Here is a 26,314-nt window from a genome sequence, read left to right on the forward strand (position 1 = left end):
TGCTATACTTCATTCTTTCTACCATCCAGACTTTACTGTCGGCTCTAGATTCTCACTAGATCAGCCACATTCGCACTAATGCAAACGCAGGTCGCAGGCTTTAGTTTACTGCCGGTTGGGAATTTCACCCTGCCCCGAAAGAATTCATATGAAATTGTGAAATGATGTTTGAGTCAAGTAACCTTTCCTCAAGTTACGATAATATCGTACTACATTTTTAATTAAAAAACAATTCTTAGTGATTATATCGGCATTGAACCTCTGTTAATTAATATATTTATTTAATTATTTTTTGTCAAATGCTTTACTACATTCACTGCTTGTTTAACAATCATTGTTACACCATTACGAGATTGATTGATTCCATTTGTTAATTGACCTATCGCATACATGTTATCTAAAGTACCATATCTCGGACTAATGACTTGATTTGTTTCAGCTAATATTTGAATTCCACCTAGTGGATGTGCTTGTATCACTTGTCTATTTTCCATATTTATAATGAGTTGATCATCTTCATCCAAATCTGCGAGTTGTGTCTTAGAACCCGTAGCATTAATAACGACATCAAATTGTTGTTTCGTCTCTTGTTGATCTTTAAATTCAAAGTGAAATTGTTTGTCATCATATTCAATGTTTTCTAGTCCTGATTTAATTTCAATTTGACCTGATTGAATATAATCTACGAGTAATCGAGCTGTTTCTGGAGGCATAGGATTACTATTATCTTTAAGCACCCAACTATATTCAGATAAAAAACGCTTTTGGTCTTTACGACTCAGACTATTCCAAATCCAATTTAAATTTTCTTTAGCATTTTCTAGTAAGCTTTGTAATTTACCTAATTCGATTGGATGATTTAAATCATATGTTAAGTCATCGATAGGATTGCCTACTCTACGTTCTATTAACTGTTTAATTGGTAAGTCATAACGTGCACAATCTTTTAAAAATAACTTTATGACTTTTTCTAATGGCGCATTGCCGAAATGTTCCTTTTTCAATTGGTTTAATTGCACAGGAGTTAAATGTTCAAAGTGAACTTCAGGCATTTCCCCACGCACACTTGGCAATTGTCCCTTCCTACTTGTCATCGTTATAGGTAAGTTAGGATGATGCGACACGACGTATCTTATAACATCTAAACTAGCTAAACCTGTACCTACTACTGCAATGCGTTCTGTTTCGTCAACTTCGTCTAGTGTATTATAAGTTGGATATGGTGTATGTATATACCCTTTCTTTCCTTTCAATTGATATGGATCATGGTATGACATTGTCCCAATAGTTAAGAATACAACATCGTATTTTTTACATTTACCTATTTCTTCAGAGGTGCAGACATTATATATAACGTTTGTTTGCCCTATACCTGCTTCTATAAATACTTCTTGAACTTGTTGTTCGATCAAGTGGATATTCTCAAATTGTTCATTGTACTTTTGTATAAAACTCTTCATGTAATGACCAAAGAGAAATCTCGGTAAATATTCAGGATGCTTATATTTAAATGTCGACTGGTGTTCATACCAATTGAAAAACTCTCTTTTATTGTCTAAATTTAACGACATTTGTTCGGCAGGCAAATTGATTAATAATTGCTCACTATCATTTTGAAATGGAATGCCCTGTCCTATATTTTTCGTACTATCATACGCATCAATGTGCATTTTTGAAAAATTTTTATTTTTAACTAACTCTCTGAGAATGCTGACTCCAGCGGTCCCCGTTCCTATAATGGCTATTCTCATAATACACATCCTATCTCAATTTCTGTACATTTCAGTATACCAATTTAACATAATAATAAACAAAATTACGTAACTTTGCTTAAAATGAGTACTAAGTTATAAAATTCTAAAAACTATGTTAACATTTATACATTATAAGAATTAATTATTAAACTAATTAAGGGGCAAAATCATGCGAAAATATAAATATTTAACTTTAGTTATTATTTTAAGTACTTTGGTGCTAGCTTCATGTGATTTACCAGGATTAGGCGGAGGCAATGCTAAAAAACAAGTGAAAATTTCAGCTTTAGCTACGAGTGAATCTCAAATTATGGCATATTTAATTAAAGAGCAAATTGAACACGATACCCACCATAAAATTGAAGGCTCAATTATTAACAATTTAGGCTCAGCTACGATCCAACATAATGCACTATTAAAAGGTGACGCCGATATTAACAGTACACGCTACACTGGAACAGATTTAACAGGTGTGCTCAAGCATAAACCCATTTCTGATTCCAAAAAAGCAACCGAAATCACCCAAAAACAATTTAACAAGAAATTCGATCAAACATTTTTTGATTCTTACGGTTTTGAAAATACGTTTGCCTTTGTAGTAACGAAAGAAACTGCTAAAAAATATAATCTGCATACAGTTTCCGACTTAAAAAAAATAAAGGACAAAGTTAAAGTTGGTACAGATACCACTTGGATTAAACGCGGTGGCGACGGTTATGGTCCATTTAAAAAACATTACGGATTTGGTTTTAGCAATTTAAAACCTATGCAAATCGGATTAGTGTATGATGCCCTCAAAAATAAAAAATTAGACGTTGCATTAGGTTATACCACTGATGGTAGAATTGCAGCATATGATTTAGTCGTATTAAAAGACGATAAAAATTTCTTCCCGCCGTACGATGCGAGTGCAGTCGCGCCAAATAAATTACTTAAAAAACATCCAGAAATTAAACAATCGATTGAGAAATTAAAAGGTACAATCGATACAAAACAAATGCAAAAATTAAATTATCAAGCTGATGGCGAAGGCAAAGAACCTGCAATTATCGCTGAAGAATTCTTAAAGAAACATCATTATTTCGATAACAAATAATATTCTCAGTCTAAATATGTATCGTACATTGATGTACGTATAAAGCACTGTAGTGTTACTCTATTTTTAAGGAAGTGAGTATTATGAAATTCGTTCTAAAACTGATTGCAACATTAATATTATTGATGTTTATCTTTAGTGGAAAAAATAAAGCTTATTAATTGAATAAGTACTGAATCACTTAATGATTCAGTTTGCAATAAAAACTAAGAGTCTGAGACATCTATTTTTGTCTCAGACTCTTTTTCAATTACTACATTTTAATTTTTCAAGAAACTTGCACACATTTTCTTTAATATAAAAGAGCAGAAACAACAACAATTTCAAGTGTCGCCTTTTCTGCTCTTTTAATTAATATATTTACTTTTTATGTTTAGCATCGTCTTTGTATACGAAGTATTTGTAATATTTACCTTCTGTCTTCATGTTGTCATAGAAATCAGCCATAATCTTCGCATTACTTTTTGCCCATTTAATATCCGTAGCGTATTGATGTTCACCAGGATTTTTAGGATTCCATCTCATACTATATAGCGTATTTTGATCTTTGTGTGATAAGAAATGTTTGTGGATAAATTGCGCCCCGCCGTCAATGGCTTTCTCAGGCGTATCCCAACCATGTTTCTTAGCATATTCGCCACCCGTTTTCACTGGGTCTTCATCTAATGCACCAACTCCAAAGAAATTATAGTATTTTTTTCCATCTATTTTAACACCACTTGAAAGTTCACTCTTAGCTGAACCTGTTTCAAGTAATGCATGAGATATTAAATAAACTTCATTTACATGATGACGCTTTGCAGCTTGAATGAAATCATCTGAATGTTTAAGTAATGTCGGATTGTCTAAAAGCATACGCTTAATTCTATTGTCATCGATGCCTTGATATTTATCTAACTCTAAAAATTGATATTTTTGTGTATCATCATCAATGAGAGCTTCACTGTTCATAGCCGATTTAATCTCAGTTGATGAAGCGTCTCTCCAATTCTCTTTCTTTTTATCTGAAGTTTGTTGACTCGTGTGGTTATCAATTTGTTTGTTAGCAGCTTTATGTAAAGACACATTCAAATTTTCTACTTTTTCTTGTTCTTTAACGTGCTTAAAGAATATTTGATCTGAAATCATTGAGAAAACAATGACTACAGTTATGCCCAAAACAATTAACAATCCACCAATTGTTAAAAGCGAGCGTTTTTTCTGTTTCGTCATTTTCACACCTCATGAGGAATAATTAAATATAAAATGATTGACGTTAACTTAAAATTTATATGACTTTCTTATAAGTTAACTTTCCTTTTTTCTATCTGGTACCAAATTCTAACACTAAATAAACGAACGTACAATTTAATACCTTGGTTGTTACATATTCATAAAAAAAGTAATGAAAGTTTAATTTCATTACTCTTGACTTTTATCGTACTCCATTATAATAAAACTAACGGCTTGTGATCTATTTTTATAATAATAACGGTTTAAATCGACCGCTCCCTCTACTTCACCTTCGCGATATTTCATTTCTTTCGTTACATTATTTATCATTACAAAATCAGATTTGTCTTTTATAACGTCTAAATCATTATGTTTTGCGAAAAAATGTTCCAAGTTTAAAAGTGCGTAATCCATATGTACCTCCTAAAAATATTAAAAAGATAACAAAATATCAATAAAGTGTTATATCTTAATTTAAAAAACGTGTTAATTACTTAAAAGTGCAAATTTTTAGTTCTACGCCTACTATTTAACACCCTTTTAGTAGATTTAGCAAATGAAAATTTATAAAAATCCCATTAAGCTTTGATTATCCGGAAATTCTCGTGTATGTACAACATTGGAGCTACTATGACTTTTGAGCAATTTCACGATAAGCACCAATATATTATTCACTGTGTGTTGAAGCAATATCAAGTTAAATATCAATATGATGAATATTACCAGCAATTATTAATCAAGATGTGGCAACTATTTCTTGATTATAATTGCAGTAAATCATCCTCAATTAAAAACCATCTATTTATACGCCTCAAATACTATCTCATCGATTTATTTCGTCAACAAGGTGCATCGCTCACCAACCTAAACTTAGAAGATCACACTAATGATTTACTTAGTTATGATGATTCTGAATTTACCCTATCACTCGAGCAATTCCGCACTATTCTCACTAACCAAGAACAACAATGGCTAGAGTTAAAGCTTGCAGGCTTTACACAACAGGAAATGGCACATCAACTTAATTGTTCGACCTCTACTCTTAAAAATTATCAAAAACGCGTACGCCAGAAATTTATAAATAACTATTTTGAAATGAAAAGGTGATTTTTATATGTCTCAATTAACAAAAATCTTATATTTCAAGACTGTACTGAGTTACGAACCATTGACGTTATGTCAGTTTACGACACATCAATTTACCTATCCTACAACGATTACACGCACACTCAAATATTTTCTTGAAACATATCAATTATCATTCGATCTTCAATGTAAAAAAGCTAAACAGTTATTAAAAATTCGTAAGTTAGTCCCTTTAGTCGTATCAAAAGACATTATTTTATTTCCTGTTAAAACGCAACGTGCCCCTCTACAATATTATATTAATGCCGCAGCAATTACAGGTATAACTTCAAAAGGCAATCAAACTTATATATTTTTTGAAAATACAACATATATTATTTTAGATGTCCCCTATACGCTCGTTTATAAAAAATGGCAAGAAAGCCTAACACTTTCTCACCTTTTAACTTAATTATTTATTAAACTTATAAGCTAACAACTTTTTAGTAAAATATGCAGTAACTTGTTTAATAAAGTATAAACTTAGAACAATGAGAAGTATGGAACCTATAAATGACAACGCTACAATAATCATCGATACGTTACCACCAGAGCTCATTAATGATTGAACCACTGCTAAGCTTAATAAAAAGCCAAATAAAAATAGGCCAATTAATACAATGTATGTTATGAGTATTAATATCAATAATAAAAATAACTGTGTAGGTGTCATCTTTTGTCTTTTGAATATATATTTACGCAAAAACTGGTTAGAGAACGCAATAGGTTTGTTTACTATTTCATTATCTTGATCATTAATTGTAGAAAGTACATCATCTAATTGTTGTCGTTCATTTCTATTAAGAAACCATAATTGTTTTCGAACCTTTTCTTTAAAAACATTTAATTTCATATTTCAAACACCTTTCTAAAAATAGCGAAATCCAACTATTTAATCATATTATATCAGACAAAGAATTCTTTATTTACCTACCTATTTATATTTATTTTTGATTACAACATTAATAAAGTACTTGCTTATAAATACAATAAAAAGCCAGTAAATGAGTTTTTAAATTCATTTACTGGCATTCTTAATTTATATAACTTAACGCATAGTCTTAAATATCTACACTTTCGTGTAACCAAGACACTATTTAAACTACATTTACAATAATCTTTTGAATTAAAGTATAGATAACCCTGAACTTTGGATATCCTTTGCAAATCCTTTTACCGTATCTACTGATAATTCATTTACATCGCGACCAATATTGTTATTTACTTTCTTTACTACATCTGGTGGACAAGTAATGATATCAGCACCAATTTCGTCAGCTTGAATGACATTAAGTACTTCACGACAACTAGCCCATAGTAATTGTACGCCTTTTTTACTATGAGTTACTTCTACAGCTTCTTTCATTAAAGGTAGTGGGTCAACACCAGTATCTGCAATGCGGCCAGCAAATACAGAAACATAAGTTGGTACACCTTCTGTAACTGCTTCTGTGATTGCTTTAACTTGATCCATCGTATATACAGCTGTCACATTTAATCTTACGTTATCTGCTGATAGCTTTTTAATTAATGGAAGAGTAGACTCACCTTTAGTATTTACAATAGGAATTTTAACAAATACATTATCGCCATATTGTTTTAAAATTTCTGCTTCTTTTTCCATCGTTTCTAAATCATCTGCAAAAACTTCAAATGAAATAGAAGCGTCTGGAATTTCTCGTACCGCTTCTTCAGCAAAAGCTTTATAGTCTTTAACGCCTGCTTTAGCCATTAAACTAGGATTTGTCGTAAAACCATCCACTTGTTTATTAACATAGTCAGCTTTCATTTCCTCGATATCTGCACCATCCGCAAATACTTGTACATTTAAATTTGACATAACATACGCCTCCAAAAAAAGATTAAACGATACTCGTTTATTATTACAGTTCTTAAAACTCTTACACCCTTTATACCACCATCATTTAGTTTATTCTAATTTTTTGCTTAAGGTGACATTTACGTAGCTCATAACTTGTCTTTAAACAAATGATTAACTGAGTCATTAAATAAATTACGTTCACTTCAATTTAAAATATGGTATTATAATTAAATGGCTTGTTAGAGGAGGTTATTATGGCACGATCAAAACTTTATTTTTATTTAACATTATTATTTATACTAATTAGCTTTTATTTTAATACTAAAAATCCATTACTGAATATACATTTTCATTCGATTATAAAATTAATCATTGTATGTAGTATAATTAATGCGATTATATTAATAATTTCTGTTATTTTTGCAGATAAATCTATTAAACATACAAGAGACAAAGAAGACTGGATTAGAAAAGCAAGTAAGTTCCTACCGTTCATTTTACTTATTGTTATCATCCTACACATATTAAGTTCATTATCTACATTCGATGTGCTATTTTAAATATTGAAAACGGAGGTCCAGGCATGAAATATTTATATATTTTTTTGGGTGGTGCTATAGGTGCACTACTGAGATATATTGTCTCCTTTCTGAATTTTTCAATGATGTTCCCTCTTGGAAACTTTATAGCGAATATACTTGGCTCTTTTATTTTAGGTATTGTAGGTGTCTATACGTTTCGTCTATTAGTGAATAAACCAAACTTACAACAAGGGCTCTCAGTAGGATTGTTAGGTACATTGACTACATTTTCAACCTTTCAATTTGAACTTGTACAACTATTACAACAAGGTATAATTATATGGCTAATCGTTTATGCATGCGTTAGTTATGTTGTCGGTTTACTTGCTTGCTTTGCAGGTATGAAGTTAGGAGGTAGGTTAGCATGATAAAAATCCTACTTCTTATGTGTGGCGGTGGCATTGGTGCTGTTATCAGAGGTACGATCACGCATCTATGTCAACGATATTTTAATAGTCAGATACCTATTGCGACAAGCCTTGTCAATATATTGGGTAGTTTCATAATTGGAATGGTAATGGCTTTAACAATTCACAATACGTGGATACACCCTTTTTTCGTAGTTGGTGTACTTGGCGGTTTCACAACATTCTCAACGCTTTCTTCAGAATTAGTTAAATTCTTAACACCTAACAAACAATATGGCTTGTTCTTCATCTATTCAACAATACAATATGTCGGTGCATTTATCGCTTGTATTTGTGGTTATTATCTCATTTAATCAAATGCATAGAAAAACGTGAGACAATTATTTGTCTCACGTTTTTTAGTAAGCATTATATGTACACGCTTAATATTACTTATCTTTACCAGTAAATTCGCTTGGATCTGGCCCGATACGTTTATCTTCGTTTATTTGATCTAACTTAGATACTTGCTCCTCGCTTAATTCAAAATTAAACACATCTAAATTTTCTTCAATACGACTTGGTGTTACAGATTTAGGAATTACGACTACACCGTGTTCTATATTCCATCTAATAATGACTTGTGCAGGCGACTTTCCAATTTCTGTAGCTATCGCTTGAACTGTTTCATCATCTAATATTTGTGCATTCATTAATGGGGACCATGATTCTACATGGATATTTTGAACTTCCATATAGCGTCTTAAAGGTTCTTGCGTTAAATAAGGATGAAACTCAACTTGGTTAATAACTGGTTTGATAGATACTTGTGCTAACAGTGCTTCAAAGTGTTCTACATTAAAGTTACTCACACCGATATTTTTCACTTTGTCTTGCTTATATAAGTCTTCCATTCCTTGCCATGTATCAATCATTAATGCTTCATCAGTACCTGGCCAATGCATTAAATAAAGGTCTAAATAATCTAAACCTAAACGTTCTAAAGATTTATTATAAGCATCTGCCACATTATTGCGTCCATAATCTGCGAGCCACAGTTTTGAAGTAATAAATAAATCACTTCGTTTTAAACCAGTAGTTTCTAAAGCTTCAGCTATTCCTTCCCCTACTTTAACTTCATTTTCATAGATCATTGCAGTATCAATATGTCTATAACCACTTTCAATTGCATGTTTAACTGCTAATTTACATTCGTCTGAATTTTCGACACGAAATGTACCTAAACCAACCATTGGCATTTCATTGCCATTGTAAAACTGAACACTTTACATTTAAAGACCTCCTATTCGCTATTACAAAATCTATAATAATTAAAATAACTTCAGTAATAAAGTAAATAATCTTGCAAAAAGCATTCTATTTTCAATTTATTAACTCTAAAAAAACTGCCAACTAAGTCGTTAACTTAATTGACAGTTTGATGTAATGTTATATTAATTGAATGTTTCAATCTCATCCATAATACGTTGTAAATCTTCAACGTTATATTGAATTCGACCATGGAATACGAATTTATTAAAGAATTCGTCTAATTGTTCAGGCCCAACCAATACTTTCGAACTAGAACTTTGTGCATAGTTTGAAATTGTAACCGCGCCTTCATTCTTCGGATTAAAGTAAAGAATTGTTGTCGGTGTGAATTTCAAGTTTAATTTTGTTTGTAAATCACCTGCTAAATGTTCTAAATCACTTAAGTATTTTGAATAGTTCACAAATGATAACGAATGTTTATCATCATTTTGATCTAAAACTAACGTTTGTGGTGATTGTTTATCAAGATCTAGCGTTTCAAATACTTGTTCCATCGTAGGTTGTTCTTTGAATTGTCTTGAGTTAATGCCGTTATATACATGTCCCTTTAATAACTGTGAGTCAATGATATAAAGACCAGTACGTGTTAGTACTAAATGACTTAATCTTTGTACATTACTGAATTCATTCTCTGGCAAGAATATATTCGCCATGATGTGCATATCCTCTGGTCGAATGCGTTTCTCATTCACTAAACGTTCACGAATACCGATTAATCGCATATCCGTTACATATTCACTTTCATTTTTAGAGAACAACTTTAAAGCATCGATTTCTCGATCTTTGTTATTTACAGTATTATCGTAATCTTCCTTTTGCTTTGTCACTGTCTTTTTATTTTCAATACGTTCTTTCTCTAACTCTTCTTTATGCTCGTCTTTTAATTTCTTTTCTCTAGATTGATATTTCTCTTCAACCTTTTTTTGTGCCTTCTTCTTACTACTTAGTGCAGCAATGAAAAGAATGAGCAATACAACTGCTACAATGATTGCGACAGCTAGACCAATTAATAATGGTACTCCACTCATAACGTAAACGCTCCTTTATGTGTTACATAACTTAATTATAAACAACTTTCGCTTTCTGTTCGAGAGATAAGTTTACAATAAGTTGGTCTTTTTATGCTTTAACAGCATCTTTCAATAAGTTCACTTTATCTAATTTTTCCCATGGTAGTAACACATCAGTACGACCGAAGTGACCATAGGCTGCTGTTTGTTTATAAATCGGGTGTTTTAAGTCTAACATTTTAATGATACCTGCTGGTCTTAAATCAAAATGAGATCTGACCGCTTCAACAAGTTGTTCTTCGCTAACATGACTTGTACCAAATGTATCGATTGAAATTGAAACTGGTTCTGCAACACCGATTGCATATGCTAATTGAACTTCACATTTATCAGCTAATTCAGCAGCGACGATGTTTTTAGCAACATATCGTGCGGCATAAGCTGCTGAACGATCCACTTTGGTTGGATCTTTACCACTGAAACAACCGCCACCATGACGTGCATAACCACCATAAGTATCTACAATAATCTTACGACCTGTAAGTCCTGCATCACCTTGTGGTCCACCAATGACGAAGCGTCCTGTTGGATTAATAAAGAACTTAGTTTCATCATCGAGTAAATTTTCTGGTACTGTTGGATAAATAACATGGGACTTAATGTCTTCTTGAATTTGCTCCAATTCTACATCTTCTGCATGTTGCGTTGATACAACAATTGTGTCAATTCTGCTAGGCTCATCATGTTCATCGTACTCCACAGTAACTTGGACTTTACCATCGGGTCTCAAGTAATTAATAATTTCATCTTTACGTACGTCTGATAAACGTTTCGCTAACTGGTGAGATAAAAATATCGGTAACGGCATATAAGTATCCGTTTCGTTTGTTGCATAACCAAACATTAACCCTTGATCTCCGGCACCAGTAGCTGCGATATCCGCTTCAGTTGTTTCATCGCGGTATTCTAAAGCCTTATCTACACCTTGTGCGATATCTGCAGATTGTTCATCTATCGCGGTTAACACGGCCATCGTTTGACTATCGTAACCATATTTCGCACGTGTATAACCGATATCTTTAATTGTTTCACGAACTACTTTAGGAATATCTACATAAGTCGAAGTAGATATTTCACCAGAAATTAATGCCATACCTGTAGTCACAGTCGTTTCACAAGCTACACGAGCATTAGGGTCATCCTTTAGTATTTCATCTAAAATTGCATCTGAAACTTGATCTGCAATCTTATCTGGGTGACCTTCTGTTACAGATTCTGAAGTGAATAATCTTTTATTATACATAATTTGCTCCTTTAAATATTTATTACGAAAATTCTCTTTCATAGTGAGCTCATTAAAAAAGGCCTTCATCACTATTTATTAATAGAGAGAAGGCTTTTATACGTCCATTCGCTCTTATCGTTCAGACCTATTTGTCTGCAAACGGTTTGGCACCTTTCTTCTATAAAATAGAAGAGGTTGCTGGGCTTCATTGGGTCCATGTCCCTCCGCCTCTCAGGATAAGAGAATCCGTTAGTAACTATAATACAGAATTTAGATCATATTGTCAATTTAACATTTAGTTATAAATTATTATTATTCATCACAAAATGATATGGACTAATCATACATATGTGTTATACTTTTCAATTGTAAAGGCTTACATTTTCAAAAATCTAGGAGGGATCGAATATGGCTGTAGATACATACACATATACGAATAAGATTAAGAGCTTATTAGAGAAACCAACTTCACTTTTCCAATTATCTACAACTCAACTGTACAAGAAAATTTTAGAAAACGATGAAGGCGAATTAACAGAATTGGGTGCGATTAATGCTAAAACCGGAAAATATACTGGACGCTCACCAAAGGATAAATTCATCGTCAACGAACCTTCATATAGAGATGATATCGATTGGGGTAATATCAACCAACCTATCGACGAAGATACATTTTTAAAACTGTATGACAAAGTCATCACCCACCTTGATGCTAAAGACGAACTTTATGTATTTAATGGTTATGCTGGCAGTGATGAAGATTCTCAACTTAAATTAACTGTCATCAATGAATTAGCATGGCACAATTTATTTGCTCAAAACATGTTCATTCGTCCAAATTCTAAAGAAGAAGCAGAAGATATTAAACCTAACTTCACAATCGTTTCAGCACCAAACTTTAAAGCTGATCCTGAAATTGACGGCACTAAATCAGAAACGTTTATCATCACTTCATTTAAACATAAAGTGATTTTAATCGGTGGTACTGAATATGCTGGTGAAATGAAGAAAGGTATCTTCTCAGTAATGAATTACTTATTACCTAAAGATGACATTATGAGTATGCACTGTTCTGCAAATGTTGGGGAGAAAGGTGACGTTGCCCTATTCTTCGGTCTTTCTGGTACAGGTAAAACAACATTATCAGCTGATGCATCCCGTAAACTTATCGGTGATGATGAGCACGGTTGGAACGATAACGGTATCTTTAATATCGAAGGCGGTTGCTACGCAAAAGCAATTAACCTTTCATATAAGAAAGAACCACAAATTTATGATGCAATTCAATACGGTACAATTTTAGAGAACGTCGTTGTAGACGAAGAAGGCGATGTAGATTTCGATGATAACCGTTATACTGAAAATACAAGAGCAGCTTACCCTATTCACCATATTGAAAATATCGTTACACCTTCAAAAGCAGCACACCCAAATACGATTATTTTCTTAACAGCCGATGCGTTTGGTGTATTACCACCAATCTCTAAATTAACGAAAGATCAAGCGATGTATCATTTCTTAAGTGGATTTACAGCTAAACTTGCAGGAACAGAACGTGGTATTACTGAACCAGAACCATCATTCTCAACATGCTTCGGTTCACCTTTCCTACCATTACACGCAAGAGAATATGCTGATTTACTTGGTGAACTTATCGATGAACACGAAGTTGACGTTTATTTAGTTAATACAGGATGGACTGGTGGTAAATACGGAACAGGTCGCCGTATTAACTTAGGTTATACACGCCAAATGGTTAACGAAGCAATTACAGGTTCACTTAAAGACGCTGAATACATTAAAGATGATATGTTCGGTTTAAACATTCCAGTTCAAGTTGAAGATGTACCACAAACATTATTGAACCCAATCAATGCTTGGAGCAAACCAGAAGAATATAGAGCACAAGCTCAAGATTTAATTGAACGCTTTAAACAAAACTTCGAAAAGTTCGGAGACGAAGTTTCAGATTTAGCTGAAAAAGGCGGTTTCAAATAAAACGTTTTACAAGTAAACTTTTAATTACTGACATCATCATAGCACTACTTACAGTCCACAAACCGTAAGTAGTGCTTTTCTTTTTGTAATGCAAGTACTCTTAATACAGTAAGGTTGGTGCATGATGAAAAATATTGAAAAGACAATTTTACAAATCACTTGGTGGGACATTATATTTTTAATTCCAATGTTTCTGTTATTTTCTTACTTACCTACCTATAACACGTGGTGTATATTGTTAAATGTAATTATTATTATATTTTTTGGTATGGGTTTAGTTTTAACTACGCACATTTTATGGAATCATTTTCTAAATAAACGACAATAAATCGGTTAATTAAACCACCCTATAGATTGTTAGTAGCAGTCTAAGGGTGGTTTTTATTTTATTAAAATCGTAAATTTTTCATTATTACAAAATCCCAAAAAATAATACAAAATTTTTACGAAAAGGTATTAAATTTTACCACGCAAAATTATATAATAAGTTTATTCTCAATAAAATTTTTAATTGGTTTTACAAATATTTTAATTTAAAGATTGCTTCCAAACATTAAAGTTATTGAGACCGCTTTAAATTTTTAACACCCTTTTACATACATATACTTTCATCTTAGTAGATTTCATAAATTTAAGTTTAACCATTTTATTTTGTCATCTCATTTTACATTTAACAAAACTTAAAATTTATTCCTTAGCTTTTAACAATTTATGTTTCTGAATATCTGCATTATTTACAACATAAATTGTTTAATAAAAACAAAATAATTAGGAGGCTTTTTATGTCGAACAACAGTAATGACTTCCAACAGAATCATCAACACAGCACAAACTCTGACACCCATCACAATAGCACACACGAACAAAGACAATGGGAACAATTTCAAGCGTATCAAAATCAACAAAGTAAGGATAAAAAGAAAAAAGCATGGATATGGGGCTGCAGTGGTTGTGGCGGATGTCTTGTTTTAATTATTTTATTTATTATCGGTATATCAGCGCTAACAGCAAGTTTTAGTGACTCAAATTCAACATCATCAGGTGATAATTCAACGAATAGTTCTAATGCAACACGTCAAGAAAAGGCAGCATTAAATAAAGCTAAAACATACTCTGACACAATGCATATGTCTAAACAAGGTATTTATGATCAACTGACTTCTGAATATGGAGAAAAATTCAAAGAAAAAGAAGCTGATTATGCGATTAAACACCTTAAAGCAAATTATAAAAAGAATGCATTAGAAAAAGCCAAAGATTATGCAGAAGAACAAAATATGTCTAACGATGCAGTGTATGACCAACTGACATCTTCATATGGGGAAAAATTCACGGATGAAGAAGCACAATACGCAGTAAATCATTTAGATTAATTACATTTAAAAAAGAAGCTGAAACATGTGTATGTTTCAGCTTCTTTTGATTATTTTCTAAATACTATAATATTAGTCTTCATCATAATCATCTTTAATATGACCTTGTTCAACATCGCTCATCCATTGAAAGACAGTGTGCAGCGTATGTTTCAACGCAAAGGGTTTTGGCACATGGCCTTCTTTCATTTGATAATATGTACGGAATACGGCACCTCTTTGTTCTAATTGATTCGCCAAATAATAAGCTTGATGAATCCCTACCTGGTGATCTTGTCCGCCATGAACGATTAAAATTGGTGGACTAGTGGCAGAAATTTGATTAATAGCATATCGTTTTTCATAACGCTCAGAATGCTTACGCGGATGCCCAATCATTCGTCGCAACATTCCTCTTAAATCCACGCGTTCTTCATACATTAAGTGAATATTAGATACGCCACCCCAAATGATATAACTTGTAATAGGTAAATCTTGAAACGTTAATAACCCTTGTAAACCACCACGAGAGAATCCAACCATATGTATAAATGCATTAGGATATGAACGATTTAATAAACGAATGGCTTCTGTAACATCGTGTAAATCATTTCCGTAAAACTCATCCTTACCTTCACTTCCGTTATTACCACGATAATAAGGCCCTATGACTAACGTATTGATATCTGCAAATTGTAATAATCTTCCTGCACGTACACGCCCCACTTGTCCTTTACCACCACGTAAGTATATTACAATGCGTTTGACTTCTTTGTGTGGTGTCATCATTAGCCCTCTCACCTTTAATTGATCTACAAGGTAAGTCACTTCTTCAACTTTATGGTGTGCTAACTCTACAGGCATGCGCTTTTTATTGATAAAATCCAAGTTCAATCACTCTTTCTAGACAATATAAAATAGCTGGGTCTTTAAGTAGATAACTTTTATCAGAGCCTGGTACTTCATCTGGGTGTCGGTATAAAATCGGTCCTAGGGTTTCTAAATAGTCATCTTGTTGTTCAATTGCCGCCACATGAACTACGTACACATCTTTACTAAACCCTTTGCCATTCGTTCGATCCACATAATATTGAGCGAGATAATTTATCGTTTTTGCACGAGCGCCCGTTTCCTCTAAGAGTTCTCTTTTGGCAGCTTCTAAACTTAACTCACCTGGTTCAACTTTACCTCCTGGAAACTCTATACCCCGTTGTTTATGCTTCGTAAATAAGAGTTTATTATGATAAATAGGAATAACTAATACGTGTTGTCCATCTGCGTTATCATGCTCATTTTTAAAATTTAAATATACATCATCATTCTCTTGATCAATAAACTTCAAGTGCATCACTCTTCCTATTTGTATGTTAAGATAATCATAATTAATTTCACGATGGAGGCATAACCATGAAGACCATTCTTCTTAAACTTATATATATTTACCAACGTTTTATATCACCTATTACACCACCAACATGTCGCTTCTATCCTACTTGTTCTGCATATACGAAAGAAGCAATCGAAGTACATGGTGCATTCAAAGGTACATGGTTAGGTATAAAAAGAATTTCTAAATGTCACCCATTGCATAAAGGCGGCTTTGATCCCGTTCCATTAAAGAAAGATCATTCAGATAAAAATTAATCGATTCGCGTTAACTTATTAACGTCGATCTTTGGAGGCTCAAATTCGATAGAGCCTCCTTTTAATATGCCAGAGTCTGGTGCATAGTCAGTCTCAAAATAATATCCAGCAGGTGTAATATCTGATGGATATGAAGCATGTCGAGCAAGCATTGCTGTAAAATATCGACTCAAACCATACTCATACATACCACCTATGACATAATCAATATTTGCCCTTTCAAGTTGTTTAATAATCTCTAAAACCCTATCAATTCCACCTAATCTGAACGGTTTTAATACAACCACTTTCACATTAAATTGTGTTACGATTCTTTTTATTTCTTCAGACGAAGTAGCTTTTTCATCAATCGCTAAAGCTGGTAGTTGATCCTTTTCAAAATTATCTATAGTCGCTAACTGTTTAAATGGTTCTTCAACATATAATATTTCATATTGTGCTAACTTTAACAATAAGTCGGTTTCCGATGATTTTATGGACTCATTGGCATCAATTGCTATTGTAGGTTTAAATGACAAATTCTGGATTGTTTGAATATCATCCATTATTTGCGAACTCCATTTTATTTTAACACGCGATGGACGTGTTTTTTTCAATTGTTCAATATTTTCTTTTGAAATTCCACTAACTGTAGCACCATATGGCACACTAAATGAAGGTAATTTATAAAATATTTGATATAACGCCATCACAATCATACTTCGTGTTGCGGGAAATGATTCTAATTTACTTAAAGTTGCTTGAAGCTGTTGATATGTCTCAAAGGCATAGCCTTGGTATTCTTTAAACCACGCGTGCGCATTGTGTTTCACAATATCTATTGTTTCATTGCTATACCAATACGTCGCAAATGCGTTGCATTCTCCAAAGTAACTGATCCCCTCGTCAGTAATCAGCTCTACAACTAGTGCTTTGCGAGAATATAATTTCACTTTTGGTGTGATAATTGGTTGTTTAAAAGGTGCCTCAAACGTATACATTTTCATATCGATGATTTTCATAATTAAGGATACCTCGCAGTTAGTTTTTCAACTGATTTCTTTGTAATTTACCAGTTGATGTATAGGGTAGCGATGAAATTCGATGGAAAAATTTCGGGATTTTATATTTCGCTAAATTTTCTTTAAAATAGTCCTTTAACGTATCATCAGAAATAGCAACTTCTGCTACATAATATAAACTCGGCACTTCGCCCCACGTTTCATCTTTAACCCCGACACAAACAGCATCTTCTATAAGATGATGTGATTTTGCTATCGTTTCTATTTGATATGGGTAAATATTTTCACCACCACTAATAATTAAATCCTTACGACGGTCATAAACCATCACATAACCTTCTTCTGTAATTTCGGCTATATCACCTGTATTAAAATAACCATCCTCAAAAGCATTATTACTATTTTCTGGATATAAATAACCATCCATTACATTGTTACCTTTCACTAGTAATTCCCCATGACCTTGATGATTGGGATTTTTAATTTTCACATCTACATTTTCACTCGTTTGCCCTACTGTGTCATGACGTGTGGCTAACATTTCCGAACTCGCCGTTAAAAATTGAGAACAAGTTTCTGTCATACCGAAAGAATTATAAATTGGTAAATGATATTGTAATGCACGTTCAATTAAGCTACTCGAAAGCTTTGCACCACCTAGTAGAATCTTTTCAATACTGTGAGGTTGTGTTAGCCCTTCATTCATTAACCACTTTAATGTCTGAGGTACTAATGATACATGCGTCGGTTGTTCTTCTTGAATAATTTGTAACATACGCTCAGCTACAAATTTTGATTCGAGGCGTACCGTAAAACCACCAATAAGGGCTCTTAAAATCACACTTAATCCAGAAATATGATAAATCGGCAATACTGACAACCATTTCGTCTCTGCATTAAAACCTAAACTTTCTTTACATCCAAGCGCACTTGCATAATGATTTGCAAAAGTTTGAGGTACTGCTTTCTGTGGACCAGTGGTACCTGAAGTAAACATAATCGATGCAATTCGTTCAAATGAAAAGTCAAATTCGAATTGTTGAGATGACATCTGGCTTTGTAAAGTCTTATAAGGAATGATAGTTAGACCAGCCAATTCAAATTGTTCCATAGTTATAATAGTTTCCACATTAACTGACGCCATTTGAGATTGAATTTCTCGATCAGTTAAGCGTGTATTAATCATCGCCGTTTCAATACCTGCTAACCAACAACTATTAATCAACAATACAGATTCAATTGAATTATCAATATACAAGCCTAACCTAGTTCGTTTAAGTTGAGTTAGCGTATGCGCTAATCGCGTTGTATAATCATATGCTTCACCAAATGTTAATTGTGTACTTCCATCATCTAAAAAAATCTTTTCATTATTTTCTCGTGCTTGTGTTTTCAACCAAAACTCCACTACATCATACCTCCATTCTTATATATTATAACTTGTATGCTCGTATATTTCAGAATATAAAATTATTAAACTAAATTTATATATTATTTTCGAAGATAAATGGGAGTGGGACAGAAATCGAATTTTTAATAAAGATTTCGTAGTCTCACCCCGGTAAGGGTGACTAGGATTGAAAAAAGCTTGAAATAAGCGCATTTTCAATTCAGACATCTACTGCCAAATTGATAAAGATTACCTTTGAGGGTGAATTTTCAGAAATTATATACATAACCTTTACATTTGCTTTACTTAATTATTAGAATTTTCTGCGCGCCAGCTTCTTAACTTCACCAACCAAATCATGTACAATATTATTGTATTTATCGTGCAAGTTCTATAAGTCTATTGCTAAACTGTTGCACACAAATATAACGATTTATAATTACCTCTAAAAATACATCCTAAGAATTCTCATTATACATAAATTTTAGCTACTCCATTCGCTTAGTTCACTAGTATGATTTTATATTTGGAGTAATTTTTATTAACAAAAATATAGAGAACGGAGGATCACATTGGACGATATCAAAGAATTAGTTATTGTATGTAGCATCATGGTTATTTCAATTATTGGAATTATGTTTACTTTCTAAAGTTTGAATTACAATCCCTAGTTGCAAAGTACGATGTCTATGTGTAATTTAAATAAATCTCTATTATCAATCACTTCCATATAAAAAAACGTACACAAATGCTGTGTACGTTTTTTATTATTTCTTCACTTTAATTACAAATTAGTCTCAATCATTTAGTGGTGAGCTCATAACTTTCTTCTATTAAATCTGAAATAACTTCTAAAGACTGAATTTCGTCCAGATTAATCGATACCCAATTCGATTTATCCATATAATATGCAGTATATATCCCCTTTTTCTTGCGTAAACTACCAATAAATTCTTGATGAACTTTTAAATTTATTACATCGATGTCATCGTTATGATTAAGGTTTAATTTATCTCCAGTTATGTCCATAATTAACCCAAACCATTTACCATTATTATCATGACGAAGCGCTGCATAATTTGAATATTTTTCCCAAGGATAGTCAGGTTCTACACCATATTTATTTTGTACAAATTTAAAAATTTCTTCACGTGTCACCATAAAATCACCTTTAAAAATTTATACTAAAACAATACCTTTTTTACTATTATAATTGTAATTACGAGTAAACCCAAAGCAATCATAGCTTCTCTTTTTTCTTCTTTTGTTGTTTTTCGAACATTTACAGTAACTTTCATATCACGATGTGAGCATTGATAATTGTGAAAAATAACTTCCACTTTCTCACTTCTCAACTCCTTTTATTAAAATACATTGAAATCTAAAAATACTTATAACGAAATTTATATATAGCACTATATTTACATCAAACAACTTAAAAGTAAAGAAAATTTTAGAAATACTAATAACTTTGTCTTATTAAAAATAAAAACTCACCTATTTAAGGTGAGTTCAGACACTACACAATTATACAAATTGTAATTCATATATATCTCTATCATTGTATTCATTAAAATCATCTATATAAGCTCTATAAGTGATTACATTAGTTTTTCTACTTACGTAATGGTTATATGAGATTTTTATTTTTATATTAGACTGTTCAGTGCGACTGTCGATTGATTTATTCAATTCATCAAACACCCATCTATTGATAGGTAATAAATAACCTTCTTTACTCGGTAAGATATTAACATATTTAGTTTGAATCGTCTTACCTCCATCTAAATATATCTCTATCTTAATTTCTTTCGCTGCACCGCCACCTAAATTATATAACCTTAAAAAATCTTCATGTTTAGATTCTCTAGCAGACGTGTTCAACAAATATAATTGATTTTTGTTGTCTCTACTCAATAAGGTTTGGTTAAAGCCTAGCGCTGGAATAAATTCAATTTTCATTTGGTAAAACTGAATGGAAATAGAAACAATATAAAATAGTGCCATAATGAAAGTCCCGATGGACCCAATTGCGGAAATTAAACTTATCATAGCTCCTCCTAGACGGATATATTCTAGGAGACAACAGTAGGTAAAAGTATTCTACCCCACCGATAAAATTATTAAACTATCAAAATTTTGAAACTTTATAAATTAATCAAAAATATAATACAAAATATTCAAAATATCTATTGCCAAACTCTAGTAAATAAGTATAGTATTATATTGTATAAATCAAGTTAACTTAATTTTTATTTCATAGAGAAATAATTGAGAGAATTTAACAATTTATTGAATATGTAAAACACACTATTTATTCATACCGCATCTCGTACTATGTAAATTAAAAAATGTTAGAACAATTATGTACGTTTGAATATAAAAATTAATTGGGGAGGAAATCATGGAAAACAAAAATTTTAAAAAGAATTGGGTAATGTGGACAATATTAGTAACTTCGTTATTTGCAATCGCTACGCCAGGAATAGCAATTATACCCTTTGGCCTTTCGATTTATGCAGTAATTAAATTAGTTCTCATTGATAAAATAACCGAAATTGATGTAAAAAATTATCAACTATTAAAAATTAAAACTAAAGAATTGGAAAATATCTCACATGAATTACATCGAAATATTCAAAAAGGTACTGATGAATTATCATATTTAAATAATTTAATTAAAGAAAAAAGATCTAAATATGAATTAAAGTTAATTTATCCATTTAAAATGACTGATGTAGCTTCAACGGATATTAATAATTATATAAAGAAATTAGAATTAAAAGAAAAAGAGTTAATAAATAAAGAGAATTTATTACTTGATATTCCTACGTCTAATAAACGTCACTATAATAATCAAGTAAAACAAATTATAAGATTATTTAACGCTGAAACTGCAATTTTAATTAACAGCGTTACAAGTAAAAATATTGAAAGTATGCAAAATAGAATTTTTAAGAGTTTTGAAGGTATAAATAAAATATTTGAAACTGATAATGTACAAATTCCTACTCAACTATTAGATATAAAACTCGAGATGCTTGAATTAGTACATAAATATCAAATTAAACTTGAAGATGAAAAAATAATTAGAAGAGAAGAACGTGAAAGAATTAAAGAAGAAGAAAAAGCTAAAAAAGAAATGGAAAAAAGACTCAACGAATTAAATAAAGATATTAAACATCATAATAATGAAATCAATAAGCTAACAAAATATCTAAATAATACAGAATTACAAGCTGAAAAAGAACTATTTATTGAAAAAATAAAAGAACTTGAACAATCTTTACAGAACCTAAATACTGAAAAAGAAAATGTAAGTGAACGACAACAAAAAGCTCAATCTGGATATGTTTATATCATTTCTAACATTGGATCATTCGGAGAAAATATTTATAAAATTGGCGTAACTCGTCGTTTAGATCCTATGGATAGAATAAATGAATTGAGCAGTGCTTCTGTACCATTTGAATTTGATGTTCATGCTTTAATTTTTTCAGAAAATGCATTTGAGTTAGAGAAGAATTTACATCAACATTTTAAAAATTACAAAGTTAATAAAGTGAATGGACGTAAAGAGTTCTTTAAATTAAATATAGAAGAAATTAAAAATCAAGTATTAAAAGAACATAATAATACAGTGAATTTTATTGATGAACCCAAAGCAATACAATATAAAGAATCATTGAGATTGGAAATAAGTTAAAAATAATAAGGGTACTTCGGTACCCTTATTATTTTTTATCCTCTACTAGAACTTAAGTTCTCTAAAAATTTATAAAATGTAAGTCAAAATGAATAGTAACGATAAATGGGGGTTTTATTTTGGTTATAATGGCAAACATTTCAGAAAACAAGGCGATAACTGCGTTGGCGTCGACTTAAAAATATTGGCGTAACACCTATTTTATCATGCGAATATTGGCGTTCCGTTGGCGTAGAATTATAAAAACGATGAAAAACGAAGTTAAACGAGATATAACAAACCCCCGTCATATTAACGTTTTTATAAACGATGAATAACGAGGAATAAGCAAATAACGGAAAGTGAGGGATTCGAACCCTCGAGACGCTTGTGGCGCCTACACGCTTTCCAGGCGTGCTCCTTCGGCCAACTCGGACAACTTTCCATATTAAAAAAACAGAAGCGATATTTCACTTCTGTTTGTATGACCCCGACGGGACTCGAACCCGTGTTACCGCCGTGAAAGGGCGGTGTCTTAACCGCTTGACCACGGGGCCATGGCTCCACAGGTAGGACTCGAACCTACGACCGATCGGTTAACAGCCGATAGCTCTACCACTGAGCTACTGTGGATTAATATAATGGAGCGGGTGATGGGAATCGAACCCACAACATCAGCTTGGAAGGCTGAGGTTTTGCCATTAAACTACACCCGCATATGATAATGATTAAAGGGGCGGATGATGGGAATCGAACCCACGCGTGTCGGAACCACAATCCGATGCGTTAACCACTTCGCCACATCCGCCAAGGGCAAATCAGAAATGGTTCAGGACAGAGTCGAACTGCCGACACATGGAGCTTCAATCCATTGCTCTACCAACTGAGCTACTGAACCATAATGGCGGTCCCGACGGGAATCGAACCCGCGATCTCCTGCGTGACAGGCAGGCGTGTTAACCGCTACACTACGGGACCTATTATGTAATTGCGGGAGGCGGATTTGAACCACCGACCTTCGGGTTATGAGCCCGACGAGCTACCGAACTGCTCCATCCCGCGTTAATATTATTTAATAACGCCTACCTCATTAATATAGCATATATCTTAATATCAAGTCAATATATTTTTATAATTTATTTACATTTATTTAATTATTGCTTAAAGAAGATATGTAATACTTGCTATTTGAACTCGGCTAACTTGTAAGACTTTTACAGTATATAAATTTTTAGCACTAACGTCAATAACTTATTGAAAGAAATTTGTGTAAAAACGCAATATATACCATATTTTTTTAATTTTTGTGCTTTATTTATATTTTTTCTTTGTTTTCTTTACATTATTAATTTTACGCGTCCCCTATTCCTTATCTGATTCTATTTCAAAGTAGCGTGCTCTTATTCACTTCATTAAAAACGCACGACTTTAAATTCCTAAATAATACATTCAAGCAACGTAAATGACCTTTTCTTTATGATTATTTACGTTGTCATTAACTTCTGCATTTTACTTTGTAATTTGGTAAACGTACCAAATCCATCACTATCCATAAAATGTCCGCCGTGATCTGTTATCCTACATGTCCCACCTAGCGTGTCCATGAGTCTCTTTGTTTCTTTATAGGAAACATATTGATCATCTTTTGAACATAAACCATAAAAATGATCCACTTTAGATTTTACTTTTTCATAATCTATCGATTCATCTTTCAGTTTTATATTTTCATCGATATCTTTAGCATCATCTTTAAATCCCGAAATACTAAAAAGCCCTTCTATACTTTGAATATCTTTACATTCTAGGTATTTTAAAGCAGCTAATGTGCCAAATCCATGCGTAACAAAGTATGTTTCATATTTTCGAATATGTATTTGTTGTTCCATTTCGTCTACCCATTGTTGAAGATTATCATTTGTGTCAACTGCAATATTAAAAATATTTACGCGATAACCTTCAATCGTTAAATTATTTGCTAACCACTCATACCAGTGGTTTGTTGAATCTCCATATTTAGAATGTACTATAATTATATCTGTCATTATTAATTCCCCCACGGAGTAAAAGAGTTACCTTTCCTTATTGATACTCAATGCTAACTTTTTGTATACTCAATTCGTTCTTTAGGCAAAGTCACATCTTATTTCATAACTCTTAAAATCCTTAGCATTTAATTTTTAGTATCTCATAAATTTAATGAGTTTTAAAATCTCATAATAAAAAAACATCACCCTTTTTAATAATTAAATTAAATCGAGTAATGTTTTTTAATCTATTATTCTATTTCATTTAATAGAGATTCAACCGCATCTTTACCTTGTTGTATACAATCCGGTAAACCTACCGCTTCAAATGAAGCACCTGTTATTCTTAATTTTGGATAATTTTTAATAATGTGTGACTGAATATCTTTAACTTTATCGATATGACCCACTCTATATTGTGGCATACTCTGTGGTAATCGGTTTACAATACTGAATTCAGGATCGCCATTAATATTCATCATTTTATTTAAATCGTTTCTTACTATCGACACGATTTCATCGTCGTTATGAGCATCTAATGTAGTGTCACCTGGTTTACCTACGTAAGCACGCAACAATACTTTACCTTCTGGTGTTGTGAATGGCCATTTTTTACTTGTCCAAGTACAAGCTGTAATTGTCGTATTGCTCGTACGTGCAATAACAAACCCTGTGCCGTCGTACGTGTTTTCAATGTCTTTTTCATCAAATGCCAATACAACTGTAGCAACTGACGTAGATTGCATTTCTTTAAAGTAATCAAACGCTGGATCATTCTCGAACCATTTTATAAAAGTTTGGTGTGGTGTTGTAACTAATACCCCATCGAAAGCAATCTTTTGATTAGTAAAGTGTAAATGATAATGTTTCTGAGATTGAGTAATATCATTTACTCTAGTATTATATACAATCTTTACTCCTTGGTGTTCTACATATTTAGTTAAACTTTCAATAAATGAACTTAATCCATTTTTAAATTGTCTAAATTGACCTTTCGGGGCACCAGGATAAAGCTGTCTTTGCTGTTGGCGCTGTATCTTCTCATATTTCATCCCTTTAATTAAGCTACCGAATTGCTCTTCTCTCTGCTTAAATTCAGGGAAGGTACTCATTAAACTTAAGTCATCTATATTTGTGCCGTAAATACCACCCATTAATGGTTCTATGAGATTTTCAAGTACTTCATCACCTAATCTTGCTCGGAAAAAGTGTCCTACTGAAATATCATTTTCCATCTGTGTTGGACGCTTTAAATAATCTAAACCGGCTCTCAGTTTACCTATCGGTGAAATGAGTTTCGTTTGTAAAAATGGTTTCAGACTTGTCGGTATTCCCAAAATGGATCCACCTGGGATAGGATAAAGTTTATTTTTAGCATAGATATAAGATTGACCTGTTTGATTTGTAACGAGATCTGACTCTAAACCAATGTCTTTTGCGACATCTGTCATAATATGCTTTCTTCCAAGATACGATTCAGGTCCCAGTTCAATCGTGTAGCCGTCTTTTCTATATGTTTGAATCTTACCACCTGTTCTATTTGTCGCTTCGTAAATTGTTACGTCAATGTCAGGTCGTTGTCGTTTAATGTAGTATGCACTTGTTAACCCAGTGATCCCTGCACCTATAATTGCAATTTCCGTCATCAACAAGCTC

27 protein-coding genes, 8 tRNA genes and 2 riboswitches are annotated in these 26,314 nt (G+C 32.3%); of the genes, 11 read left to right on the forward strand and 24 right to left on the reverse strand.

Annotated elements, in window-relative coordinates; genetic code table 11:
* Positions 1–9 precede the first annotated feature (9 nt).
* Positions 10–146: riboswitch (FMN riboswitch) on the reverse strand.
* Positions 147–281: 135 nt separating this feature from the next.
* Positions 282–1,751, reverse strand: a complete 1,470-nt coding sequence (locus QQM35_RS09980; RefSeq protein WP_251519729.1) for an FAD/NAD(P)-binding protein — start codon at positions 1,749–1,751, stop codon at positions 282–284.
* Between the two features lie 172 nt (positions 1,752–1,923).
* On the opposite strand from QQM35_RS09980, the gene QQM35_RS09985 reads away from it, so the two are divergent.
* Entirely contained in the window at positions 1,924–2,850 is a 927-nt protein-coding gene (locus QQM35_RS09985; RefSeq protein WP_251519727.1) for an osmoprotectant ABC transporter substrate-binding protein, read from the forward strand.
* Positions 2,851–3,210: 360 nt separating this feature from the next.
* On the opposite strand, the gene QQM35_RS09990 is transcribed toward QQM35_RS09985, so the two are convergent.
* Positions 3,211–4,062: a glucosaminidase domain-containing protein gene (locus QQM35_RS09990; RefSeq protein ID WP_251519725.1), complete on the reverse strand. Its 852-nt coding sequence runs from the start codon at positions 4,060–4,062 to the stop codon at positions 3,211–3,213.
* A 189-nt stretch (positions 4,063–4,251) separates the two neighbouring features.
* Entirely contained in the window at positions 4,252–4,476 is a 225-nt protein-coding gene (locus tag QQM35_RS09995; protein ID WP_251519723.1) for a hypothetical protein, read from the reverse strand.
* Between the two features lie 216 nt (positions 4,477–4,692).
* On the opposite strand from QQM35_RS09995, the gene QQM35_RS10000 reads away from it, so the two are divergent.
* Positions 4,693–5,169 (forward strand): sigma-70 family RNA polymerase sigma factor, encoded by a 477-nt coding sequence (locus QQM35_RS10000; protein ID WP_251519721.1) that lies wholly within the window; start codon positions 4,693–4,695, stop codon positions 5,167–5,169.
* Between the two features lie 7 nt (positions 5,170–5,176).
* Positions 5,177–5,599 carry a competence protein ComK gene (locus QQM35_RS10005; RefSeq protein ID WP_251519718.1) on the forward strand — a complete coding sequence of 141 codons (423 nt, stop codon included), beginning with the start codon at positions 5,177–5,179 and terminating at the stop codon, positions 5,597–5,599.
* Here QQM35_RS10005 and QQM35_RS10010 read toward each other — a convergent pair whose 3' ends face one another.
* Together QQM35_RS10010 and QQM35_RS10015 are read right to left on the reverse strand one after the other, a co-directional pair.
* A complete protein-coding gene (locus QQM35_RS10010) occupies positions 5,600–6,040 on the reverse strand; it encodes a hypothetical protein (RefSeq protein WP_251519717.1) in 441 nt (146 codons plus the stop codon). It abuts the gene before it with no gap.
* Between the two features lie 273 nt (positions 6,041–6,313).
* Positions 6,314–7,027: a transaldolase gene (locus tag QQM35_RS10015; RefSeq protein ID WP_342610375.1), complete on the reverse strand. Its 714-nt coding sequence runs from the start codon at positions 7,025–7,027 to the stop codon at positions 6,314–6,316.
* 236 nt (positions 7,028–7,263) lie between these two features.
* Between QQM35_RS10015 and QQM35_RS10020 the strand changes: the two genes are divergently transcribed.
* From QQM35_RS10020 to QQM35_RS10030, 3 genes are read left to right on the forward strand one after another with little or no spacing between them, the layout of a single operon-like run.
* Positions 7,264–7,569, forward strand: coding sequence for a hypothetical protein (locus QQM35_RS10020; protein WP_342610376.1), 306 nt, complete (start codon positions 7,264–7,266; stop codon positions 7,567–7,569).
* A 23-nt stretch (positions 7,570–7,592) separates the two neighbouring features.
* The gene (gene crcB / locus QQM35_RS10025; protein WP_251519711.1) at positions 7,593–7,958 is read left to right on the forward strand and encodes a fluoride efflux transporter CrcB; all 366 of its coding nucleotides are present in this window, start codon (positions 7,593–7,595) and stop codon (positions 7,956–7,958) included.
* Entirely contained in the window at positions 7,955–8,311 is a 357-nt protein-coding gene (locus QQM35_RS10030) for a fluoride efflux transporter FluC (protein WP_251519709.1), read from the forward strand. The genes crcB and QQM35_RS10030 overlap by 4 nt, the downstream gene beginning before the upstream one ends.
* Positions 8,312–8,386: 75 nt before the next feature.
* On the opposite strand, the gene QQM35_RS10035 is transcribed toward QQM35_RS10030, so the two are convergent.
* The 3 genes from QQM35_RS10035 to metK all read right to left on the reverse strand — a co-directional run bounded on the left by QQM35_RS10035 (position 8,387) and on the right by metK (position 11,585).
* The gene (locus tag QQM35_RS10035; RefSeq protein ID WP_251519707.1) at positions 8,387–9,196 is read right to left on the reverse strand and encodes an aldo/keto reductase; all 810 of its coding nucleotides are present in this window, start codon (positions 9,194–9,196) and stop codon (positions 8,387–8,389) included.
* A 195-nt stretch (positions 9,197–9,391) separates the two neighbouring features.
* Positions 9,392–10,297, reverse strand: coding sequence for an NERD domain-containing protein (locus QQM35_RS10040; protein WP_251519705.1), 906 nt, complete (start codon positions 10,295–10,297; stop codon positions 9,392–9,394).
* Positions 10,298–10,388: 91 nt separating this feature from the next.
* The gene (gene metK, locus QQM35_RS10045) at positions 10,389–11,585 is read right to left on the reverse strand and encodes a methionine adenosyltransferase (RefSeq protein ID WP_251520958.1); all 1,197 of its coding nucleotides are present in this window, start codon (positions 11,583–11,585) and stop codon (positions 10,389–10,391) included.
* A 108-nt stretch (positions 11,586–11,693) separates the two neighbouring features.
* Positions 11,694–11,807: riboswitch (SAM riboswitch) on the reverse strand.
* 165 nt (positions 11,808–11,972) lie between these two features.
* Here metK and pckA point away from each other — a divergent pair.
* The 3 genes from pckA to QQM35_RS10060 all read left to right on the forward strand — a co-directional run bounded on the left by pckA (position 11,973) and on the right by QQM35_RS10060 (position 14,935).
* Positions 11,973–13,562, forward strand: coding sequence for a phosphoenolpyruvate carboxykinase (ATP) (gene pckA / locus QQM35_RS10050; RefSeq protein ID WP_251519703.1), 1,590 nt, complete (start codon positions 11,973–11,975; stop codon positions 13,560–13,562).
* Positions 13,563–13,686: 124 nt separating this feature from the next.
* Positions 13,687–13,890, forward strand: a complete 204-nt coding sequence (locus QQM35_RS10055; protein ID WP_251519701.1) for a DUF6007 family protein — start codon at positions 13,687–13,689, stop codon at positions 13,888–13,890.
* Positions 13,891–14,344: 454 nt separating this feature from the next.
* Positions 14,345–14,935, forward strand: a complete 591-nt coding sequence (locus QQM35_RS10060; protein WP_251519699.1) for an Ltp family lipoprotein — start codon at positions 14,345–14,347, stop codon at positions 14,933–14,935.
* 72 nt (positions 14,936–15,007) lie between these two features.
* Here QQM35_RS10060 and QQM35_RS10065 read toward each other — a convergent pair whose 3' ends face one another.
* Positions 15,008–15,802: an alpha/beta hydrolase family protein gene (locus QQM35_RS10065; RefSeq protein ID WP_251519697.1), complete on the reverse strand. Its 795-nt coding sequence runs from the start codon at positions 15,800–15,802 to the stop codon at positions 15,008–15,010.
* Positions 15,786–16,262: an RNA deprotection pyrophosphohydrolase gene (gene ytkD, locus QQM35_RS10070; protein WP_251519695.1), complete on the reverse strand. Its 477-nt coding sequence runs from the start codon at positions 16,260–16,262 to the stop codon at positions 15,786–15,788. Before ytkD ends, QQM35_RS10065 begins: the two co-directional genes overlap by 17 nt.
* Positions 16,263–16,321: 59 nt before the next feature.
* Here ytkD and yidD point away from each other — a divergent pair, with 59 nt between their 5' ends.
* Positions 16,322–16,558, forward strand: a complete 237-nt coding sequence (gene yidD, locus QQM35_RS10075; RefSeq protein WP_251519693.1) for a membrane protein insertion efficiency factor YidD — start codon at positions 16,322–16,324, stop codon at positions 16,556–16,558.
* Here the strand turns inward: yidD and menC are convergent.
* The 4 genes from menC to QQM35_RS10095 all read right to left on the reverse strand — a co-directional run bounded on the left by menC (position 16,555) and on the right by QQM35_RS10095 (position 21,001).
* On the reverse strand, positions 16,555–17,559 hold the full coding sequence (menC, locus tag QQM35_RS10080; protein ID WP_342610378.1) for an o-succinylbenzoate synthase: 1,005 nt from the start codon (positions 17,557–17,559) through the stop codon (positions 16,555–16,557). The genes yidD and menC overlap by 4 nt on opposite strands.
* A gap of 19 nt (positions 17,560–17,578) precedes the next feature.
* Positions 17,579–18,967 (reverse strand): o-succinylbenzoate--CoA ligase, encoded by a 1,389-nt coding sequence (menE, locus tag QQM35_RS10085; RefSeq protein ID WP_251519689.1) that lies wholly within the window; start codon positions 18,965–18,967, stop codon positions 17,579–17,581.
* Between the two features lie 783 nt (positions 18,968–19,750).
* Positions 19,751–20,110, reverse strand: a complete 360-nt coding sequence (locus QQM35_RS10090) for an MmcQ/YjbR family DNA-binding protein (RefSeq protein WP_251519688.1) — start codon at positions 20,108–20,110, stop codon at positions 19,751–19,753.
* A gap of 366 nt (positions 20,111–20,476) precedes the next feature.
* A complete protein-coding gene (locus QQM35_RS10095) occupies positions 20,477–21,001 on the reverse strand; it encodes a hypothetical protein (RefSeq protein WP_251519685.1) in 525 nt (174 codons plus the stop codon).
* Between the two features lie 352 nt (positions 21,002–21,353).
* Here QQM35_RS10095 and QQM35_RS10100 point away from each other — a divergent pair, with 352 nt between their 5' ends.
* The gene (locus tag QQM35_RS10100; RefSeq protein WP_342610379.1) at positions 21,354–22,655 is read left to right on the forward strand and encodes a DUF4041 domain-containing protein; all 1,302 of its coding nucleotides are present in this window, start codon (positions 21,354–21,356) and stop codon (positions 22,653–22,655) included.
* A gap of 335 nt (positions 22,656–22,990) precedes the next feature.
* Here QQM35_RS10100 and QQM35_RS10105 read toward each other — a convergent pair.
* From QQM35_RS10105 to hemY, 10 genes are all read right to left on the reverse strand, one after another.
* Positions 22,991–23,079 (reverse strand) — tRNA-Ser (locus tag QQM35_RS10105).
* A 40-nt stretch (positions 23,080–23,119) separates the two neighbouring features.
* A tRNA-Glu gene (locus QQM35_RS10110) sits at positions 23,120–23,191 on the reverse strand.
* A gap of 1 nt (position 23,192) precedes the next feature.
* Positions 23,193–23,267: transfer RNA gene (locus QQM35_RS10115), tRNA-Asn, on the reverse strand.
* Between the two features lie 9 nt (positions 23,268–23,276).
* A tRNA-Gly gene (locus tag QQM35_RS10120) sits at positions 23,277–23,350 on the reverse strand.
* A 19-nt stretch (positions 23,351–23,369) separates the two neighbouring features.
* A tRNA-His gene (locus QQM35_RS10125) sits at positions 23,370–23,442 on the reverse strand.
* 17 nt (positions 23,443–23,459) lie between these two features.
* Positions 23,460–23,532: transfer RNA gene (locus tag QQM35_RS10130), tRNA-Phe, on the reverse strand.
* 4 nt (positions 23,533–23,536) lie between these two features.
* Positions 23,537–23,612 (reverse strand) — tRNA-Asp (locus QQM35_RS10135).
* Between the two features lie 10 nt (positions 23,613–23,622).
* Positions 23,623–23,696: transfer RNA gene (locus tag QQM35_RS10140), tRNA-Met, on the reverse strand.
* 422 nt (positions 23,697–24,118) lie between these two features.
* Positions 24,119–24,676, reverse strand: a complete 558-nt coding sequence (locus QQM35_RS10145) for an RBBP9/YdeN family alpha/beta hydrolase (protein WP_251519678.1) — start codon at positions 24,674–24,676, stop codon at positions 24,119–24,121.
* A 233-nt stretch (positions 24,677–24,909) separates the two neighbouring features.
* The gene (hemY, locus tag QQM35_RS10150) at positions 24,910–26,307 is read right to left on the reverse strand and encodes a protoporphyrinogen oxidase (protein ID WP_251519658.1); all 1,398 of its coding nucleotides are present in this window, start codon (positions 26,305–26,307) and stop codon (positions 24,910–24,912) included.
* Positions 26,308–26,314 lie beyond the last annotated feature (7 nt).

Origin of the sequence: Staphylococcus hsinchuensis, from assembly GCF_038789205.1 — a bacterium.
GTDB classification, from domain to species: Bacteria; Bacillota; Bacilli; order Staphylococcales; family Staphylococcaceae; genus Staphylococcus; species Staphylococcus hsinchuensis.